The 19007-nt window shown below is 43.2% G+C and carries 18 protein-coding genes; 11 read left to right on the plus strand and 7 right to left on the minus strand.

The window, feature by feature from the left end:
- Positions 1-2 precede the first annotated feature (2 nt).
- Positions 3-3242, minus strand: a complete 3240-nt coding sequence (locus OQX61_RS16090) for a UvrD-helicase domain-containing protein (protein WP_265842822.1) — start codon at positions 3240-3242, stop codon at positions 3-5.
- 237 nt (positions 3243-3479) lie between these two features.
- Between OQX61_RS16090 and OQX61_RS16095 the strand changes: the two genes are divergently transcribed.
- On the plus strand, positions 3480-3977 hold the full coding sequence (locus tag OQX61_RS16095) for a thioredoxin family protein (protein ID WP_265842823.1): 498 nt from the start codon (positions 3480-3482) through the stop codon (positions 3975-3977).
- A gap of 75 nt (positions 3978-4052) precedes the next feature.
- On the opposite strand, the gene OQX61_RS16100 is transcribed toward OQX61_RS16095, so the two are convergent.
- The gene (locus tag OQX61_RS16100; protein WP_265842824.1) at positions 4053-5792 is read right to left on the minus strand and encodes a glycoside hydrolase family 3 N-terminal domain-containing protein; all 1740 of its coding nucleotides are present in this window, start codon (positions 5790-5792) and stop codon (positions 4053-4055) included.
- A 141-nt stretch (positions 5793-5933) separates the two neighbouring features.
- Positions 5934-6548, minus strand: coding sequence for a porin family protein (locus OQX61_RS16105; protein WP_265842825.1), 615 nt, complete (start codon positions 6546-6548; stop codon positions 5934-5936).
- Between the two features lie 383 nt (positions 6549-6931).
- Here OQX61_RS16105 and OQX61_RS16110 point away from each other — a divergent pair, with 383 nt between their 5' ends.
- On the plus strand, positions 6932-7666 hold the full coding sequence (locus tag OQX61_RS16110) for an MIP/aquaporin family protein (RefSeq protein ID WP_265842826.1): 735 nt from the start codon (positions 6932-6934) through the stop codon (positions 7664-7666).
- Between the two features lie 174 nt (positions 7667-7840).
- Here the strand turns inward: OQX61_RS16110 and OQX61_RS16115 are convergent, their stop codons facing one another.
- Positions 7841-8848: a TlpA disulfide reductase family protein gene (locus OQX61_RS16115; protein WP_265842827.1), complete on the minus strand. Its 1008-nt coding sequence runs from the start codon at positions 8846-8848 to the stop codon at positions 7841-7843.
- A 265-nt stretch (positions 8849-9113) separates the two neighbouring features.
- Here OQX61_RS16115 and OQX61_RS16120 point away from each other — a divergent pair, with 265 nt between their 5' ends.
- From OQX61_RS16120 to OQX61_RS16130, 3 genes are all read left to right on the plus strand, one after another.
- Positions 9114-9617 (plus strand): 2OG-Fe(II) oxygenase, encoded by a 504-nt coding sequence (locus OQX61_RS16120; protein ID WP_265842828.1) that lies wholly within the window; start codon positions 9114-9116, stop codon positions 9615-9617.
- 117 nt (positions 9618-9734) lie between these two features.
- A complete protein-coding gene (locus OQX61_RS16125; RefSeq protein WP_265842829.1) occupies positions 9735-10169 on the plus strand; it encodes an SRPBCC family protein in 435 nt (144 codons plus the stop codon).
- Positions 10170-10280: 111 nt separating this feature from the next.
- Complete coding sequence (locus OQX61_RS16130) at positions 10281-10979, plus strand: hypothetical protein (RefSeq protein WP_265842830.1); 699 nt, start codon at positions 10281-10283, stop codon at positions 10977-10979.
- A gap of 107 nt (positions 10980-11086) precedes the next feature.
- Here the strand turns inward: OQX61_RS16130 and OQX61_RS16135 are convergent, their stop codons facing one another.
- The 3 genes from OQX61_RS16135 to OQX61_RS16145 form a co-directional block, all read right to left on the minus strand.
- Positions 11087-11359 carry a hypothetical protein gene (locus OQX61_RS16135; protein WP_062546460.1) on the minus strand — a complete coding sequence of 91 codons (273 nt, stop codon included), beginning with the start codon at positions 11357-11359 and terminating at the stop codon, positions 11087-11089.
- Between the two features lie 153 nt (positions 11360-11512).
- Positions 11513-12325: a slipin family protein gene (locus OQX61_RS16140; protein ID WP_265842831.1), complete on the minus strand. Its 813-nt coding sequence runs from the start codon at positions 12323-12325 to the stop codon at positions 11513-11515.
- A 30-nt stretch (positions 12326-12355) separates the two neighbouring features.
- Positions 12356-13642, minus strand: a complete 1287-nt coding sequence (locus OQX61_RS16145) for a nodulation protein NfeD (protein ID WP_265842832.1) — start codon at positions 13640-13642, stop codon at positions 12356-12358.
- A gap of 293 nt (positions 13643-13935) precedes the next feature.
- Between OQX61_RS16145 and OQX61_RS16150 the strand changes: the two genes are divergently transcribed.
- Genes OQX61_RS16150 through nuoF form a run of 6 tightly spaced genes read left to right on the plus strand, consistent with a single transcriptional unit; the run spans position 13936 to position 19003 of the window.
- On the plus strand, positions 13936-14370 hold the full coding sequence (locus tag OQX61_RS16150) for a CBS domain-containing protein (RefSeq protein ID WP_265842833.1): 435 nt from the start codon (positions 13936-13938) through the stop codon (positions 14368-14370).
- A 37-nt stretch (positions 14371-14407) separates the two neighbouring features.
- On the plus strand, positions 14408-14836 hold the full coding sequence (locus tag OQX61_RS16155) for an NADH-quinone oxidoreductase subunit A (RefSeq protein WP_265842834.1): 429 nt from the start codon (positions 14408-14410) through the stop codon (positions 14834-14836).
- A gap of 1 nt (position 14837) precedes the next feature.
- Positions 14838-15476, plus strand: coding sequence for an NADH-quinone oxidoreductase subunit NuoB (gene nuoB, locus OQX61_RS16160; protein WP_322973593.1), 639 nt, complete (start codon positions 14838-14840; stop codon positions 15474-15476).
- A complete protein-coding gene (nuoC, locus tag OQX61_RS16165) occupies positions 15473-17248 on the plus strand; it encodes an NADH-quinone oxidoreductase subunit C/D (protein WP_347343840.1) in 1776 nt (591 codons plus the stop codon). The genes nuoB and nuoC overlap by 4 nt, the downstream gene beginning before the upstream one ends.
- Before the next feature lie 10 nt (positions 17249-17258).
- The gene (gene nuoE / locus OQX61_RS16170; protein WP_265842836.1) at positions 17259-17723 is read left to right on the plus strand and encodes an NADH-quinone oxidoreductase subunit NuoE; all 465 of its coding nucleotides are present in this window, start codon (positions 17259-17261) and stop codon (positions 17721-17723) included.
- 8 nt (positions 17724-17731) lie between these two features.
- On the plus strand, positions 17732-19003 hold the full coding sequence (nuoF, locus tag OQX61_RS16175; protein ID WP_265842837.1) for an NADH-quinone oxidoreductase subunit NuoF: 1272 nt from the start codon (positions 17732-17734) through the stop codon (positions 19001-19003).
- Positions 19004-19007: the final 4 nt, after the last annotated feature.

Consider the following 19007-nt stretch of genomic DNA (forward strand, 5'->3'; position numbering starts at 1 on the left):
CTTTACACTGATTTTAAGGTTGCACTATGTGCATAAAACAAATAGGTTTTTACCTTCTGGTAGCCCATTGCCAATAACAAGTCGCGGTACCCGTACACTTGTTTAATATGTGAATCGCTCTCTTTAAGCGTGAATTTATAATCAATTACGATGACCTCATTTCCAGAGATCAGCACTTTATCCGGTCGGTACATTTTTCCGCGGATATCAATGATACTCTTTTCATTGATGGTTTCCTTACTGGTTTTTAGCAGCGCCTGGAGCTCGCCATGCGCCAAAACATTACCTGCTTGTCTACGGAGAGAAGGCAACTCCTCCGCTTTAAAGAAGCCTTCATTGAGCATATTGCTCAATGCCGTTTCCATCTCTTCCAGATTGGCCGATCTGGCCAGCACTTCATGTAAGATCGTTCCTTCCCTACCCGCGTTGGTGCCGGTCAGCATTTCCAGTTCTTTTCTTTTGAGCTTATTATTGAAAACTTCTGAAAGCCTTTCGGAAGTCGGATACTCCTGTAAATTGATCAGCTCAGGCCCATTTTCTTCAGCGGGCTTCGACTTACTCTTTTTAACTACGGGTACATCTACAAAAAAGCGACCCTCTTCATCCAGCTGATCTTTTAACGTCATCGCCAATACATCCCCGATGGTGCTTACGGTGTCTGTCTTTTTGCCCAGACAAGTGATATACAGGTACTCTTTGGTCCTTGTGGTGGCTACATATAACATATTTAGCGCATCCATATTGTTGTATAGCAGCTCCTCATAATAAGGAATGGCTACCGCCGATTGTCCGAGTTCTTTATTGTATTTCAAAGGAATACTTTGCAACTGGTGATAAGGGGTGTTTTCGGTAGGCACCCAGAAAATCCCATTGGGTTTTCCATTGATTTCCCAGTTACAAAAAGGCACCATAACCACTTTAAAGGCTAGTCCTTTTGATTTATGGATGGTGATCACCTGCACGGCATCGGTACTTTCTGAGGAAGGTAAAGTTTTTCTTTTGCCCTCTTCATCCCAGTAAGACAGGAAGGCCGTAATGCCCTTTTCTCCTTGTCGGGCAAAATTCCCTGCAAGGTCTCTCAAGGCAAACAGGTAGGGCAAATAAGTGGAATGTCTGGCCTGACTCAGTCCATAAGCATGGATTAATTTTTCCAGCAATTCCGGTAGAGGCTGCTGCATCCAGCTCTTCCAGTTTTCACAAAGTTCCAGCGGAAGTATGTCTATCAGATGCTCCAGACCTTTAATTTTCAAATTAAACAACTGATCGGGCAGTACTTCTACTCCCCTTAGCTGCGCATACAGGCTGATGATATTCGCTTTATACAAAGCGGTATTTCCGGGAATTCCCGCCATCACTTTTAAGGTGTTGATCAGGATTTTTACCGCGGTATTGTTTTCAATTAGCAGGGCTTCACCGGAGATCACATTGATGTTGTTTTCCATTAAAGCGTCTACCACGGCTATGGCTTCTGAATTGGAGCGTACCAATACGCAGGCATCGCCAGCTTTATAGCGCTGTTCTTCCAGAATAAGACGTTTTAAAGTCTCTACCATACGCCTTAAAGCCTCGGGTTTGAAACCTGTTCTGCCCAGACTTTTGCCATCGGCATCGGTTTTTAGCACAGAGAAATCAATGGCACCACCCTCAGCAGTTGTTGGGGTGATCTTCTGTTCTACTTCGTCATATACATCAGTCATGATGTGACTGAAGCCTTTTTCTTCCCACCAATCTGCTAATTTCTGATTGGCAGACTGTTCTCCAATAGTTTCATTTAAGCGGCGTTGCATGAGAATCGGCAGCGCTTTAAAGAGTGTGTTGTTGAAGGAAATGATATTTTCTGTACTCCGGTAATTCTCTTCCAGATTTGCGGCAACGACATAAGTTTCGCCAATATCTTTCTTTGCCTGTTGGTGGAGGATGTTCCAATCTCCGTTACGCCAGCGGTAAATCGACTGTTTTACGTCACCTACAATCAAATGATCAATCAGTTTGCCATTGGCTTCTGCCATCGCATTTTTCAATAGCGGCTTAAAGTTTCCCCATTGGTTGGCGGAAGTATCCTGGAACTCATCAAACAGAAAATGTCGGTATCGGCTACCGGTCTTTTCCCAGATAAAGGCAGGATTATCATCATCTTCTCCGGTAATTCCTTTCAGTAAGTTTTGCGCATCGCTGATCAGCAGATTGCCACTTTCCTGTCGGTAGGTTTTCAATAAAACGGCCATTTCCTGCATTAATCGCAGGTAGTATAGGTTTTTCTGGAAGGCCTGAGCAAGAATATATTCGGGCAGACCATTGATATAATGTTGGTATAATTTATCGAGAACGGGGTTCAGCCGATAGTAAAGGCTATCGTCTGCCCCTGCTTTAAACCATTCTTCGGGTTCATTAATTAGTTTCGAAATGTTTTCAATCTTATCAAAATCACCATCAGAAATCTTCGCGATTGCCAGCAGTGGCGACCTTGATTTCCCTTTGAGCTGGTCCGTCGCAATATTGGCCTCTTCAAATAGATTTGTGGCACGTAAAGCCAGCTCTTTGAGCTCGGTTTCAAATAAATTGATTTGCTGTCTGGTAGATTTACTGTACTCCCCAAACATCACATTCAGGTCGTTATGCTCGATCAATTCCTGAATGGCATTGTCGAAAGGCTGATAACGCTCTTTGAAAATCTCTCCGGCAAGGTCGGTCAGCTCATTTCTATAATTCCAGCTTACATTGTTGCTGATCCGGTCTAAAGCGAGATCTATGATCCACTGTAGCAGGTTCGGATTGTGGTCCATTTGCTCATCCAGCTTATCGGCAAGTTCATTCTTTACTTTTTCAAAATTCATCTCCAGGGCATAACCGGAATCCAGTCCCAGTTCAAAAGCGAAGCCCCTGATCACCTTTTGGACGAACCCATCAATCGTGCTCACCGAGAAACGGCTGTAATCGTGAAGGATTCTCTTATAAATCTTCTCCGATCTTTCCTGAAGAAGGGTTTTATTTAAGTCGGGGTGTGCTTTTAAGACCAATACCCGATAGCTTTCCACGTCTTCCTGCCCCAGCGCAAAGCCTTTCAACACCTCCATGATCCTGGTTTTCATCTCTTCAGTCGCCTTATTGGTAAAGGTTACGGCGAGAATTTCCCGGTACTTGGTTTCTCCGGATAATAAAAGGGTCAAATAATGGGCTGTAAGACTGAATGTTTTACCAGATCCGGCGGAAGCTTGTAGTATTTTTAGCGGCTGTTGAGGCATTAGGTAAAGCTAAAGGATTCTTCCGAAGTTTCCACAAAATAGTAGTCTAGTAGATTGGTGGATTAATTTTATACTCAGATTACAAAAAGATGTTAATAGTTTTCTACTTTTGGCTGTAGTTGCACTAATTTGATATAAAGGCAGCTACTAATTAAAACTCCTGTTGGAGTAATACAACATTTCTATACAATACTATCTCAGTTCTTATACAAGATTATATCACTCAAAATAAATTCCATGAAAAAACTAGCATTACTTCTTTTTGCTTTTGTAACCATCTCTGCCAGCACCTTTGCTCAGGAGACAAAAGAGGCTGTTAAAATTTATAATCCTGCTGCAAATGCACAGGCCGACCTTGATGCTGCCATTGCGAAGGCTAAAAAGGAAGGTAAACATGTATTTGTTCAGGTAGGCGGAAACTGGTGCTCCTGGTGTATCGCTTTTCATAAGCTGGTAGACAACACTCCTGAGCTTAAAAAGCTGCTGAATGACAATTATGAAACGGTATTGATCAACTATAGCAAGGAAAACAAGAACGAAGCGGTATTGGCAAAATTGCAATATCCGGGACGTTTCGGATTTCCTGTATTTCTGATTCTTGATGGTGATGGCAAACTTTTACACACTCAAAACTCGGCTTATCTGGAAGAAGGAAAAGGCCACAGTGTGAAAAAGGTAACAGAGTTCCTGAAAAGCTGGAATGTTGCGGCTTTGAAGCCTGAAAACAACAAATAACAAGATCTTAAAATCATAAAAAAAGGCTCCGGAATTAAATTCCGGAGCCTTTTTTTAGGCAAAACATTTGGTTTCCTATTCGCCGTCGCCGTATTTAAAAGAACCATTGACCGTAACCGGTAATTTACCAGAAGGCATCAATTGATTTTTAAGTACAGCCGCTGCTGCACGCTGCATAAAATCTTCCTTTTGATAAGCGACAAGCAGTACCTTGCTATTTTCAAGGCCCGGCAAAGCAGCAATATTATAAGGATTCGCGAACAAGGCGAACACGGTATTTTTATCTGCCATATCTTTAATAAACATTTTCAGATCTGCAGTCAATACCATCCCATTTCCGGGGCGGCTACGTGTATCGTGTATCCCGACAATAACCTGATCAAAATAACCAAGGTCTCTGAATACTTTTGCAATGTCATTCGCATTTGCGGTCTTATCCAGGGTATAAAAAACGGCGTTTTTATAATATTTACCCAGGTCCTGCTGGAAAGTGGTGACCTGAGGTGTTCCAATACTGATGATCGCTGTTGTCTTTTGAGCAGAAAGCGTTTTCAGGTATGCTTTCCCTCTTAACAAGGTCATAGCAGCATCGGCCAGTTGTTGTAACAATACTTTACTCTCTGGTCGGTTTACTTCTGCATAGACATTGTTTTCATTTACTTTGTCTTTTACATTTAAGCCGGCCCAATATTTAGCCGTCAGGATTTTCTTTACACTCTCATCAATGCGTTCCATAGGAATACGGCCTGATCTTACGGCTTTTCTCACCAGCTTAATCGCCCTTGCGCTATTTTCCGAAAGCTCCAGAATGTCATTTCCTGCAATGATACCCATTACATCGGCCTCCCCATCTTTAAAGTACTTTACGACTCCTTTCATACCCATCGCATCAGAAATAACAATGCCCTTAAAGCCTAATTCCTGCTTTAAAATTCCGGTAACAATAGGTTTTGATAAGGTAGAAGGCATATTCGGGGTATTGTCTAATGCCGGAATATTCATGTGTGCGATCATTACTCCTGCCGCTCCTTCTTTTATCAGTTCGCGGAAAGGATAGATTTCCAGACTGTCCAGTCTCTCTTTTGAAAAAGGCAGCTTAGGAAGGTCATAATGAGAATCTACATCGGTATCCCCATGGCCAGGGAAATGCTTTAAGCTGACCAATAGTCCGCCATCCTGCATGCCCTTCATATAGGCGGAAGCTTTAGCGGTTACATTGTATTTATTTTCACCAAATGACCTGTAATTGATCACCGGATTTTTCGGGTTATTGTTCACATCTACATCGGGTGCAAGATTCATGTGCATTCCGATACGTTTATAGTCTTTAGCCACTTCCAGACCCATTTTATAGATCAGTTGCTTATCCTGAACGGCACCTAAAGCCATTTGATAAGGATAAGAAATAGTGCTGTCCAGGCGCATTCCCAATCCCCATTCTCCGTCAGAAGTTATCAATAATGGCACACGGGCCAGGCCCTGATATTTATTGGTTAGGATGGCTTGCCGGCCGGGACCTCCCTGAAAAAACACGAGCCCGCCAATACGTTCTTTTTTAACCACTCTGGCAATAGAATCTTCGAAAACCTTGCCCATATCAGTATGCGCCCGCACAAAAAACAGCTGGGCAATTTTCTGACGCCTGTTTAGCTTCTTAAATACAGAGTCAACCCATGGATTAGGCGTAGACAACATTTTTATATAGCTTTCCCGTTGCGTATGTTGTTGCTTTTGCGATTCCGCTTGTTGTGCCTGAGCCACAGAAAGGCCCGTTAAGGAGAAAAAGAAGGCAAGGATGGGGTACTTAAATTTCATTGAGCTAGTATTCGGTTAAATCTCAAATATAAATAAAAAAACAGGGAGAATGCCCGGGTCCTTAATCGCTCCCGATAGGTCTGTAACGCATAAAAGCCCGTATCAGATGATACAGGCTTTTATGCGTTAGGTTGACGGGGCTTAGAATTTTAGACCCATACCTACCGAGAATACCTGATTCTTGTATTCCGGAGTTCTCTTCGTTCCATCTTCATTATTTTTCTGGAAATCCAGTGCATAACGACCATGAAGATCGACTTTGTCATTGATATCGTATCTGAAACCAATTACACCTCCTACAAGGCTCTTTTTAAACTTGTCCGAATCTTCTCTGTATTCGTCTTCTACAGTCGAGCCAAAATTACTTGAATATTTATTTTTAGTAGAGGTCAGGAATGAAACCTGAGGTCCTACAACCAGGTTTAATCCGGAACCACCTACATTAATGGTGGCTAAAATTGGAATATCAACAAAATGAGTGGTTTGCTTGAACTCACCAAGTGGTGTTTCCAATTTATATCCTTTAGTCGAATACAAAAGCTCAGGAGTGAATGCCAGGCCTTTGATCAACATAATATCTAAGGTAACACCCGCGTTAAAGCCTGGATTTACTTTAGTTTTATAATCGTTATTTCCGTCTCCTTTAATAATATTAGGAACGTTTAATCCTGCCTTGACCCCAAGTCTGATCGGGCTCTGTGCATTTACAGCACCGGCGGTGAATAGGCATATTGCCAAAATGATGATCTTTTTCATAATGTGTTATTTTATGAGAGGGGCCTAGAAAGAAATGTGCCACAATGCCGGCGGGAGCAAATGTCTGATATTAAAATCTGGCCTGAACCACTCATCTGTAGCGATTTACCCCTATAAAAAGAATATCAAAGCTGCTGAGAACAGGGGATTGAACCTTAGCGTCTAATTGTATTAAATTTGATACAATTAGACTCAACAACAGCCCTTTTTTAAAAACCGCTGTTATATACCCCGTATCTTTAAATAGCCAGGGTACAAGCCTTTCAAAACAAAACATCCGGATGGATTAAATTTTTCAATTCGCTTTCTTTTAGTTTCGATATCGTTTGTTTATACTTACGTATAATTGCGCTTAGTTCATTAAAAAACTTAAATCTATAGAAATGTCGGAATTTTCGGCCGAGGTAATCGGCACTATGTTAATGATACTTTTGGGAAATGGGGTGGTCGCGAATGTCGTCTTATCCGGCACTAAGGGAAATAATGGTGGCTGGATCGTCATCACCACTGCCTGGGCACTGGCTGTTTTTGTGGGGGTAGTTGTTGCCGGGCCATATAGCGGTGCGCACCTCAACCCTGCCGTTTCTGTTGGCCTTGCCATTGCCGGGAAATTCAGCTGGGCAAAAGTCCCCCTGTATGTTGCCGCACAGTTTATCGGTGCATTTTTAGGTGCATTTCTGGTTTGGTTAACCTATAGAGACCATTATAAGCCAACGGAAGATCAGGGTGCGAAACAAGCTACTTTCTGTACTGCTCCCGCGATCAAAAACAAATGGTCGAACCTTATCTCTGAGATCATAGGCACATTTGTGCTGATCTTTGTCATTCTTCACTTTACAGATGCGGCATTGGGCACGGAACAAACAGCCATTGGACTCGGTTCTCTGGGTGCAATACCGGTTGCTTTTCTGGTTTGGGTGATTGGATTGTCGCTGGGAGGAACAACTGGTTATGCCATTAATCCGGCAAGAGATTTAGGGCCCAGGATTATGCATGCGATATTGCCAGTTCATGGAAAAGGCGATAGTGGCTGGGCTTATGCCTGGATTCCTGTTGTTGGTCCGCTAATTGGTACCACGCTGGCTGCCTTACTTAGCCTATACCTTCATCAGGCCTAAACCATCGCAGAACTGCCTGTATCAAGGGAGCTACGGGATTAAAACAATGTTTAAAACAGGATAGCTATCAAAATAAAACAGGGTGTATCATCAATCATGATCACCCTGTTGTTTGTTGGTTCTATTAGTTCCCCCGCTGGTTCTAATTTCAAATGTTGAATACTCAAACTAATTCTATTTTTTCGTCGCCAATGGCGTCGCTAATAACTCTCCGAGTTTTTTGTCCAGATCTACACCGCTCAGGTTTCTTGCGATAATCACTCCATTCGGATCAATCAATACGTTTGCAGGGATGGCTCTTACGCCATATAACTTCGCTCCTGCACTGTTCCAAAAGGTAAGGTCAGAAACATGAGTCCAGCTCAGGTTGTCATCTTTAATCCCTTTTAACCAGGCTTCTTTTGATTTATCCAAAGACACGGCGAAAATGTCAAATCCTTTGTCATGGTATTTTTGATATGCTTTTACCAGGTTTGGATTCTCTCTCCTGCAGGGTCCACACCAGGATGCCCAGAAATCAAGCAATAAATATTTCCCAAAATGATCAGACAGTTTAATCGTCTTGCCTTCCGGAGTATTTCCTTCAAAATCCGGAGCTTTCTTTCCAACGCTTACCGAATTCAGGACATTCACCAGGTCTTTTAATACCGCAACATAAGGTGTATTCTGCAGAGCCGGGTCCAGTAGTTGTAGGTTTTGGCTGATTTCTTCCGGACTCAACCGGTAAGAAAAATCTCTGTATAATACATAAGCAGCCACTAAAGAGCCTGGGTTCTTCTGAATGAACTCCCCGATTTTAACGTCTTTTTCTTTCTTATAACTGGTAAACAGATCATTTGAAACAGAACCGGTCACCACAGAATTTCTATAATATTTTTCCGGATCAAGCGCTACATTAATCTGGCCTTTCTCCAGGAAAACATACAGCGGGCTTTCCTCTTTATCGACCGTCAATCCATATAGCTCCGGCAATTTCAGACTTTTACTGAATTTAAATTTACCGTCTTTTACTTCGGCAGAATCCAGTGTTTTAAACATTTTGTTATCAAACTTCTGAAGGTATACTTTTCCCGAAGTGGCGTCTTTAACAGTGCCGGTAATCGTTACCTTACTTTCATCCTGTGCATGAATTGCAGTGCTGCTCAGCAATAATCCTAAAATGGCAAACTTAAATATGTTCATGGTATTGAGCTGGTTTTAATCTTATAATCTTTCAAAGATAGACAAATAAACTACTATTCCCATAGACTTTTATAATTCTGTAAATCTCATTGACATACAATCAGTTACCATTAATTAAAACTACCTTCACCGGATAAGGGCAATTATGCCTTGATCGCGCCGCACCTTTCCATTGGAAAAAATATTTAATACGCTAATTGACAGCTTTATAAAAGATAAGGTTGGCATAGCAGACCTCTTTTTAAATGACAATTTATCCAGTCATTTGAAAAACAATTTAACACGGCTTTACCAGGGAAACCTGCTTTTATCCGCAGGAACAGGCAACGATAGCGTTGTTATTCAAGACAAATTATTTCGGAGTGACCGGATCTACTGGCTCGATCGTGCACACAACGACCCTCATGAGAATGCGTTTTTTGACTTGATGGATCGCTTTGTGAGCCATCTGAACAGCACTTGCTATACCGGAATTACAGGCTATGAGTTCCATTATACCTTATACGAAAAAGGGAGTTTTTATAAAAAGCACCTGGATCAGTTCCGGACAAATGTAAGCAGGCAGTACTCCATGATTATGTATTTAAATACAGACTGGCAGCTAGCCGATGGAGGTGAGCTATGTGTCCACCATGCCGACAACAATCTACAAAACATCCCACCCATGAACGGGAAGAGTGTTTTCTTTAAAAGTAGTGAGCTGGAACATGAGGTGCTGGTCACTAATAAACCCAGAATGAGCATTACCGGTTGGCTAAAGATTGGGTAATTAAGGCATTACCCTTTGGTATTGTCGCAAATTACACCTCAAATTGTCGCTTTTGCCCATAGAAAACCTGCAATAATAGCGTTAACTTTAATTCATCAACCAATTAAAGAAACGATTATGACAACACAAGATCAAACCGTGATTACGGTGGCAGCTACTGTAAATGCACCAATCGATATCGTTTGGAAAGCCTGGACTAATCCATCAGACATTAAGAAATGGAATGCTGCTTCCGACGACTGGCATACCCCTACAGCGGAAAATGATTTGCGCCCCGGCGGAAAGTTCAGCTCCAGAATGGAAGCCAGAGATGGCAGCTTCGGTTTTGACTTTGATGGAATTTATGATGAGGTAATCACCAATGAATTGATTAGCTATACGCTTGGTGATCAAAGGAAAGTGAAAATCACCTTTGAAAAGAATACTGAAGGTGTGAAAATCACTGAAAGTTTTGATGCAGAAAACACGAATCCAATAGAAATGCAAAGGGGTGGATGGCAGGCTATTCTGGATAATTTCAAAAAATATGTAGAGTCCTCCCGAAACTTTTAGAAGGGACAGGATGATTTAATTGCAGGTCTGTTTCTCTTCTCCGGAAGATACCAGGTCTGCAATTCCTATATTTGCCTCCGGACAAACCAATACGCTGCCCATTCTTGTTTTATGATGAAGTTCCCCGCATTTATTTTATCCTCATTTTTAGCCTTTAGCGCCGTTTTTCCTGCAAATGCCCAAAGTAAACTGATATTTGAAGAAAGCTTTAAAAAGAATCAGCTCAAAAAGAAGTGGCTGACCGTTAACGGCAATTGGGAAATTAAGAATGCTGAGCTTCATGCAGGCAAGGACATCAACTGGGCAATTTTACTCGCCAATAAACCCTTACCTGAAGACTATATTTTAACTTTCTCCGCAATCGCGGATCCAAAAACCTACCTGTTTGAGGTGATCCTGAACTTAAACGGTTCAAAATTTCTTGGAATTCTGCTCAATCAACTGGAAAACAAAGTGGCTATTGAAGACCGGTCCTTGTTTGGAAACTTAGACAGCAGGGGTACATTTATCCATACCAGCGGCCATATCGGCACCTTGCCCAAAGTAAAAAGAACCACACAACATGATTGGCAGAACTGGAAAATACAAAGATCAGGAAATCAATTTTTTATCTGGATCAACGAGGAAGCGGTGATCTCCTTCAAGGATAACAGCGGTTTTGTAAAGCCTAAAGGACAATTTGGATTCGCCTTTAACGGCACCGGGGCCATCAAAAACCTCAAACTATGGAAACTAAAAGGAGAAAGTGCTTTGCCTCCTCCCGATTTTAAAAGCCTTCCATTACTAAAGCCATTTTTCGTTTTCGAATAAGGGAAAAAGAAACCCAGACGGACTCATCTCTTCTTCCTGTTTCATTGGATGAAAAAGGAAGAACAGACAAATCAGCAAGGTATGAATGAAGCGATTTATGGGAGTTTTTAAGCTTTAAAGGTCGCTTTAAAGGCTTCTCTACAGTCCAAATCAACTTCTATTGGCATACCATCTTTAATATAAAGTTGGGTCAATCCTTCGTGGTTTTGGAAGTAACGGAAGTAGTTTTGAATTTTATCAGGCTTGTCTCCCGTATCTTTGTTTGTATGCCCGCTAAACCAGCGATCATATTTTAGAGCAATTTGTTTAAGCTTTTCCTCAAACTCCAGTCTCTTCTTCTCATCTGCACCCTGGTGCAACTCTTTTGTAATATCGCTCATAATCAGGTAAAAGCGCAATGTACGGTTAATAAATTGCTTATTTTTAGAAAGCGGTTTTAAAGGTGTTTAAAGCCCTAATTAAAAATGCTGTATTTGAGAAAAAAGGGTCTAAATCCCTGGATAACAAATTAAACGGAAAGATTGCAGTTCCTTTTAAGGCTCTTTTTTTTCAGTGCCTTCTGCTGAACCTTCTTCCTTAGGCCGGAGCTCAACAGATGGTTGCATAAAGGGCTTCAGCAGGTCGATAGGAACAGGGAAAATGGTAGTTGAATTGTGTTCTGTAGCAATTTCACGAAGTGTTTGCAGGTAACGCAAGGTAAGGGCACTCGGCTGCTCACTCAGGATTTTCGCCGCATCAGATAGTCTTTGTGAGGCCTGGTACTCTCCTTCAGCAGAGATTACTTTTGAACGGCGTTCACGCTCTGCTTCTGCCTGTTTAGCCATTGCACGCTGCATTTCCTGAGGAAGGTCTATTTGTTTTACCTCCACCGCGGTTACTTTTATCCCCCATGGTTCCGTCTTCAGGTCAATGATTTGTTGCAGGTGGAGATTGATTTTATCCCGCTGGGAAAGCAGATCGTCCAGTTCAGACTGGCCAAGCACACTACGCAGGGTGGTTTGCGAAAACTGAGAAGTAGCGGTTAAAAAGTTCTCCACCTCTACCACTGCCCGCTGAGGATCTACGACCCTGAAGTAAATGACCGCATTGACCTTTATGGATACATTATCTCTGGTGATCACGTCTTGCGGGGGTACATCCATTACAACAATACGCAAGGAGATCCTCACCATCTTATCAATAAAAGGAATCAGAATAACCAGCCCGGGCCCCTTTGCACCTTTATCAAGTACACGCCCTAAACGAAAAACAACACCCCGTTCATATTCACGAAGTATACGAATTGCACTGGCCAGCACAACGATGGCAAAAAAAACAAGTACAAACACAAATACATTGAAAAACATAACACCTCCTTTTATTAAATAAATTATTGATCAGACCTGTCCGATTGGTTCCACAATTAAAACAAGTCCCCTGATTTTAATGACTCTTACCATTTCAGCCTGACTGATTTTCCCGGACTGAGATTCTGCAATCCACAACTCTCCGTTTATCTGTACCTGCCCTTGTGGATCTAATGTACTGAGCGTTTCACCTGTTTTTCCCAGTAATATCTGAATGCCTGTGACTGTTTTTAGCCGTTGTGCCTTTAGGCCCAAACTAATCACAACGAGAAAGAAAACCGTGGAGAGCAGCGTTACTGAGATGATAATTCCACTGGAGATTTTGATCATATCCAATGATGAACTTGATTTGAACAGCATCACAGAGCCCAGGAAAAGAGAAGCCACTCCACCAATCGCCAGAAAGCCATGGCTGACTATTTTAATTTCCAGCAGGAACAGCAGCAATGAAAAGCCAATTAACAATAAGCCTGCATAATTTACGGGTAAGGTATTCATCGCATAAAATGCAAGAATCAAACTAATTACACCCACAACGCCAGGCATTATTGCTCCCGGGTTAAACAGCTCAAGGCAGATCCCAATCATACCCATCATCAGTAAAATATAGGCAACATCAGGAATACTGATGAAATCAAGAAACTTTTCGGCGGCAGTCATTTCCACATATTGGATGGTTGCGCCTCTGGTATGCAGGGTTACGCGCCCTGTATTTAAGTCCACAGTTCTCCCATCTATCTGGTTCAGTAGTGCGCGTTCAGTTACTGCGATATCATCAATGACCTTTAATTTAAGGGCTTCATTTTCCGTAATAGACAAGCTGTTTCTAACCGCATCTTCTGACCATTTCAGGTTCCGGTTTCGCTTTTCTGCAATACTTCGGATAAATGCCGCAGCATCATTCGTTGCTTTTACATTCATCACGGAATCCGCCTGACCAATCAGGCTGATGGGATGTGCGGCACCAATATTGGTTCCCGGTGCCATGGCGGCAATATGAGCAGCAAGGGTAATAAAGACTCCGGCTGAACCGGCATGTGCGCCTGAGGGTGCAACATAAACCACCACGGGGACCGGTGACAATAGAATATCGCTCACTATGCTACGGGTGGATTGCAATAAACCTCCCGGCGTATTGAGCTGAATCAGCAGACAAGCCGCCTTCTGCTTCCCCGCCTTTTCAATTTCCTCATGAATAAAGGAAGCCGATACCGGATTAATTGCCCCGTCAATTTTGACCACAACCACTTTTTGGGCGGATAGGAACAGGGGAAAGCAACATAGAAAAACCAGGAAGAAATAAATCTTATTTTTCATAGCTATTGCAGCTTATTCAGCTATAAGTTCACCAACATAGAAAGAAAACCAAAGGGACAGTTATTTTAACCAAAAACAGGATTGCTACACACCGCTATAAAAGGCAATCCAAAAAAGAAATACTTATCCTTAAATATACTGAAAATCAACCAGAAACAAACCAAAACTCTTTGATTTATATATTTAAAATTAACCGGATAATGTTTTCTTTTTATTAAAAAATAACTTAACTTTAATAGAACCAACCCTATTGAATTATTGCGCAGAAATCTGTAACAGAAAGGAGCTCAATTATGGGAAAAGTTAGGAACATCTTACAAGGAAAAACCCATTCCGCTATCTATGTAAGTCCGGCAACAACAGTCTTTGAAGCGTTAGAGTTAATGTTTGAAAAGAACATCGGGTCGCTTCTGGTGATGGATCATGATAAATTCATCGGGATTTTTACGGAAAGAGATTACGCCCGAAAAGTCATTCTGAAGGGTAAATCTTCCAAAAAAATCCCAATTAGTGAGATCATGACGGAAAACCCACAAACGGTAACTTCGGATTACACTATTGAAGAGTGTATGTGGCTGATGACTAACAAATTTATCCGGCACTTACCCGTCATAGATGATGGTAAGCTGACCGGGATCATCTCTATTGGTGATGTGGTAAAATACATCATTGAGGAACAGAAATTCATTATCGGAAATCTGGAGCACTACATTACAGGCAGCGTCTAACATCTTTTTTTATTCTGGTTATTTCATAAGGTAAGTCATGAACTCATCGAGTACTCCTGCTGCCCCACTCTGGCCATTCCTTGTGTATGGTGCTTTTGTGCTGGCTTTACTAACGTTAATCCTTTCGCTATCCTGGTTTTTAGGTCAGCGGCATAAGGACCGGGCTACTGGCCATCCCTACGAATCGGGGATACTGGAAACCGGATCGGCAAGGTTGCGCTTTTCCGCGCAGTTTTATCTGGTTGCCATGATGTTTGTGATTTTTGACATCGAGGTCGTTTTTATTGTATTGTGGGCCCTGGCATTTAAGGAATTAGGATGGCCGGGCTACCTCAGCATCTGTATTTTTATCGGGCTGCTCTTTGTCGTACTTGTTTATGAATGGAGCCTGGGTGCCCTCGATTTTGGCCCCGATGGCAAGAAAATTTTAAAGGCGTACCATAAACTCATTCTAAAAAACCTGTAACATGAAATGGTGGCTCAGTAATCCTGCCAATCCGGCAAATGCAATAAAAGGGACAGGTTCTTTTGAAGAATCTATTGGTCAGAGTGTGATGTTGACTACTGTAGAGGGCTTACTGGCCTGGGGTCGGAAAAACTCGATATGGCCTTTCCATTTTGGCCTTTCCTGCTGTTTTGTAGAAATGGCGACCAGCCTCACCAGCAAGTATGACGTTGCCAGATTTGGGGCAGAGGTAATTCGTGGTACGCCACGAGAGGCCGATGTAATGGTTATTGCCGGGACGGTTTTTGTGAAAATGGCACCTATTATCAAGCGCCTGCATGAGCAAATGATGGAACCTAAATGGGTGATTTCCATGGGTTCCTGTGCCAATTCCGGTGGGATGTATGACATATACAGTGTGGTGCAGGGGGTGGATAAATTCTTACCGGTAGATGTGTACGTTGCCGGATGTCCTCCGCGCCCTGATGCCTTTCTACAGGGATTAATGCTGCTGGCCGACTCCGTAGGCAAAGAGCAAAGGCCATTAAGCTGGGCCATTGGCCCGCAGGGAGTGATCAAACCGGAACAAGTATCTATGAAAGAACAGAAGCGAACTGAGCGTAAAAAGATGATTAATTTTCGTACGCCAGATCAGATATAAACAGCATTCCTAAACCTAAAGTCGTGGATAACAATTCAAGCCTGACTGACGAACTGGTCTCCAGATTTGGAGCTTCCTTTTTCAGCCCCCAACTTACAGTTGACGGGGTGATCACGCTATGGGTTGCAAAAGAAAATATAACCGCAGTACTAAAATACCTCAAGCTGGAAATTCCGCAACGCTTTGAGTTTTTATATGACCTCTGTGCAATCGATGAACGAAGTCGTGCGAAAACAAACGGATCAGCAACCGCTGATTTCAGCATTGCTTATCACTTACTTTCCCTGCAACGAAACTGCTTCATCCGCCTGAAAGTAGGTCTACATGGGGAATATCCTACGATGCCCTCCATTACCTCCTTATGGAAAAATGCCAACTGGTATGAACGCGAAGTGTATGATCTATTCGGGATAAATTTCGAGGGACATCCCAATTTACGCCGGATTCTCATGCCACTTACCTGGGAAGGGCATCCTTTAAGGAAAGAACATCCTGCCAGAGCTACAGAGATGGGGCCATTTAAATTATGGGATGAAAAGCAAGACCAGGAACAGGAGGCCCTGCAATTCCGTCCGGAAGACTGGGGTATGAAAAGACAAAGTGAGGATGCGGACTTTATGTTCCTCAACCTTGGCCCGCAGCATCCGGGAACGCATGGCGTGCTTCGGATTATCCTGCAACTGGACGGAGAAGACATTGTAGATGCGGTTCCTGATATTGGATTCCACCACCGGGGTGCAGAAAAAATGGGAGAACGCCAGTCATGGCATACCTATATTCCCTATACCGACCGCGTCGATTACCTGGGCGGCGTAATGAACAACCTGGCCTATTTGCTGGCCGTAGAAAAATTAGCGGGCATTATCGTCCCTGACCGCGTCAAGGTGATGCGCATCATGCTCTGTGAATTCTTTCGCATTGCCAGCCATCTGGTATGGTATGGCACTTTTGCACAAGATCTCGGTCAGCTTTCTCCGGTATTCTACATGTTTACAGACCGGGAAAAGGTTTTTAATATTGTAGAAGCCATTTGTGGTGCCCGGATGCATCCCAACTGGTTCAGAATTGGCGGAGTTGCTCAGGACCTGCCCTTAGGATGGGATAAACTGGTGAGGGAATTTGTCGCTTATTTTCCTAAAAAACTACGCGAATACGACCAGATGGTGATGCGAAACAGCATCTTCAAAGCCCGTACTGTAGGTATCGGCATTTACACTTTAGAAGAAGCTTTAGAATGGGGGGTTACAGGCCCGGGACTACGTGCATGCGGACTCGACTGGGATTTTAGAAAAAAGCAACCTTATTCTGGCTATGAAAATTTTGATTTTGACATCCCTACCGCGCAAAACGGGGATTGCTATGACCGCGCGGTGGTGCGCGTGGAAGAAATGAGGCAAAGCCTTCGGATTATCGATCAATGCCTCAAAAACATGCCTGAGGGAAGTTACAAATCCGATCATCCATTGACCACCCCTCCCCTCAAAAAAAACACCATGGAGGATATTGAGACCCTCATTACCCACTTTTTAAACGTCAGCTGGGGACCCGTAATTCCTTCCGGTGAAGCGATGAGTTGTATAGAAGCAACCAAAGGAGCCAATAGCTATTACCTGACTAGTGATGGCAATACCTCTCCTTACAGGGTTAGAATCCGTACGCCCTCGTTTCCACACATGCAGATGCTCCCCTATATCAGTAAAGGATATACCATTGCCGATTTACTTTCTATTCTGGGGAGCATGGATTATGTGCTTGCAGATATTGACAGATAAAACCAAGAAGATGCTATCAACGGATGAAATAAGGAGAATAGACCATGAAATTGCACTTGTTCCTGTGCGAAAGGCCGCCAGTATTGAGGCTTTAAAAATCGTACAGCACCATCGGGGATGGATATCGGATGAGAGTCTTCAGGCCATTGCGGCACACCTGGGGATGTCGGCCGAAGAACTGGATAGTGTAGCCACCTTTTACAACCTTATTTTTCGTAAACCTGTAGGCAGAAACATCATTTTACTATGCGATAGCATCAGCTGCTATGTGATGGGCTATGAACAGATTTATACGCATTTACAAGCCCTGCTACACATCAAATTCGGAGAAACTACTCCGGATGACAGGTTTACGCTTTTACCCAACCCTTGTCTGGGGAGCTGTGATCATGCCCCGGTTTTAATGATCAACCAGGATACCTACAGGGATTTGACAACTGAAAAACTGCAGGAGATTTTAAAAGAATACAAATAAACGGCAACATGGAAAGGCCCCTCACACAACATATTAACTTCAACCGCAGCTCACTTAATCTTAAGGATTACCAGAGTGTGGGCGGTTATCAGGCTGTGGAGAAGGCCCTAACTTCCATGGCCCCGGGCGACATTACCAAAATGGTCATAGAAGCGGACCTGAAAGGCCGTGGAGGTGCCGGTTTCAGCACCGGAACAAAATGGAGCTTTGTTCCCATGAATACCCTTGGGCAAACAAAATACCTGATTGCCAATGCCGACGAAATGGAACCCGGAACATTCAAAGACCGAATGCTATTGGAAGGCAACCCCCATCAGTTAATTGAAGGGATGATTGTCGCTGCATATGCGATACAGGCCAATATCTCCTATGTTTTTCTACGCTGGGCTTATAAAAAAGCCGCCTGGCTGATTAAACATGCCATTGAAGAGGCCTATACTGCCGGCTACCTTGGAAAGAACATCCTTGGCTCAGGATTCAATCTGGAAATGCACTTACATACCGGCATAGGCCGGTACATGTGTGGAGAAGAAACGGCCTTGCTGAATGCATTGGAAGGAAAACGGGCTACGCCAAGAACCAAACCGCCCTTTCCACAGGTAAGCGGGTTATTTGGTAAACCTACGATTGTCAACAATGTAGAAACGCTCTGCAATATCCCACATATTGTGAACCATGGTGCCGATTGGTTTAAAGACCTGAGTCCGGGCTCTGATGCAGGAACAAAAATCTACGGCATCAGCGGGCGGGTAAATAAGCCTGGATTGTGGGAATTACCAATGGGAACCACGGTTCGGGAGCTTCTGGAAACGCATGCCGGTGGCATGAAAAAAGGAGTTTCCTTTAGAGCTGTCCTACCCGGTGGAGCTTCTACTGATTTTCTGGTGGAGGAACACCTGGATGTTAAAATGGATTATAAATCTATTGCTGCAGCTGGCAGTCGCCTCGGAACAGGGACCATGATTGTGCTCGACGACCAGACCTGTCCGGTTGGTTTTATCCATAATCTGGAACATTTTTTTGCGCAGGAATCCTGCGGATGGTGTACGCCCTGCAGAGAAGGCTTACCCTGGACAGAAAAAATTTTGCTATCCATTGAAAATGGAACAGGACGCCCGGAAGACCTCGAATTACTGGAAATGCATACCAAACACCTTGGCCCCGGCAACACTTTTTGCGCCCTCGCGCCAGGCGCGATGGAGCCTTTACAAAGTGGGTTAAAATACTTTAGAGCGGATTTTGAAAAGCATATCAAAGAGAAAAAATGTCCCTGGAGGTGAAAAG

It is taken from the genome of Pedobacter sp. PLR, from assembly GCF_026239675.1.
Taxonomy (GTDB): Bacteria; Bacteroidota; Bacteroidia; order Sphingobacteriales; family Sphingobacteriaceae; genus Pedobacter.

Coding starts and splice junctions, on each gene's coding strand:
- OQX61_RS16090 (WP_265842822.1), bottom strand. CDS start 3,242: ATGCCTCAACAGCCGCTAAAAATACTACAAGCTTCCGCCGGATCTGGT.
- OQX61_RS16095 (WP_265842823.1), top strand. CDS start 3,480: ATGAAAAAACTAGCATTACTTCTTTTTGCTTTTGTAACCATCTCTGCC.
- OQX61_RS16100 (WP_265842824.1), bottom strand. CDS start 5,792: ATGAAATTTAAGTACCCCATCCTTGCCTTCTTTTTCTCCTTAACGGGC.
- OQX61_RS16105 (WP_265842825.1), bottom strand. CDS start 6,548: ATGAAAAAGATCATCATTTTGGCAATATGCCTATTCACCGCCGGTGCT.
- OQX61_RS16110 (WP_265842826.1), top strand. CDS start 6,932: ATGTCGGAATTTTCGGCCGAGGTAATCGGCACTATGTTAATGATACTT.
- OQX61_RS16115 (WP_265842827.1), bottom strand. CDS start 8,848: ATGAACATATTTAAGTTTGCCATTTTAGGATTATTGCTGAGCAGCACT.
- OQX61_RS16125 (WP_265842829.1), top strand. CDS start 9,735: ATGACAACACAAGATCAAACCGTGATTACGGTGGCAGCTACTGTAAAT.
- OQX61_RS16130 (WP_265842830.1), top strand. CDS start 10,281: ATGATGAAGTTCCCCGCATTTATTTTATCCTCATTTTTAGCCTTTAGC.
- OQX61_RS16135 (WP_062546460.1), bottom strand. CDS start 11,359: ATGAGCGATATTACAAAAGAGTTGCACCAGGGTGCAGATGAGAAGAAG.
- OQX61_RS16140 (WP_265842831.1), bottom strand. CDS start 12,325: ATGTTTTTCAATGTATTTGTGTTTGTACTTGTTTTTTTTGCCATCGTT.
- OQX61_RS16145 (WP_265842832.1), bottom strand. CDS start 13,642: ATGAAAAATAAGATTTATTTCTTCCTGGTTTTTCTATGTTGCTTTCCC.
- OQX61_RS16150 (WP_265842833.1), top strand. CDS start 13,936: ATGGGAAAAGTTAGGAACATCTTACAAGGAAAAACCCATTCCGCTATC.
- OQX61_RS16155 (WP_265842834.1), top strand. CDS start 14,408: ATGAACTCATCGAGTACTCCTGCTGCCCCACTCTGGCCATTCCTTGTG.
- nuoB (WP_322973593.1), top strand. CDS start 14,838: ATGAAATGGTGGCTCAGTAATCCTGCCAATCCGGCAAATGCAATAAAA.
- nuoE (WP_265842836.1), top strand. CDS start 17,259: ATGCTATCAACGGATGAAATAAGGAGAATAGACCATGAAATTGCACTT.
- nuoF (WP_265842837.1), top strand. CDS start 17,732: ATGGAAAGGCCCCTCACACAACATATTAACTTCAACCGCAGCTCACTT.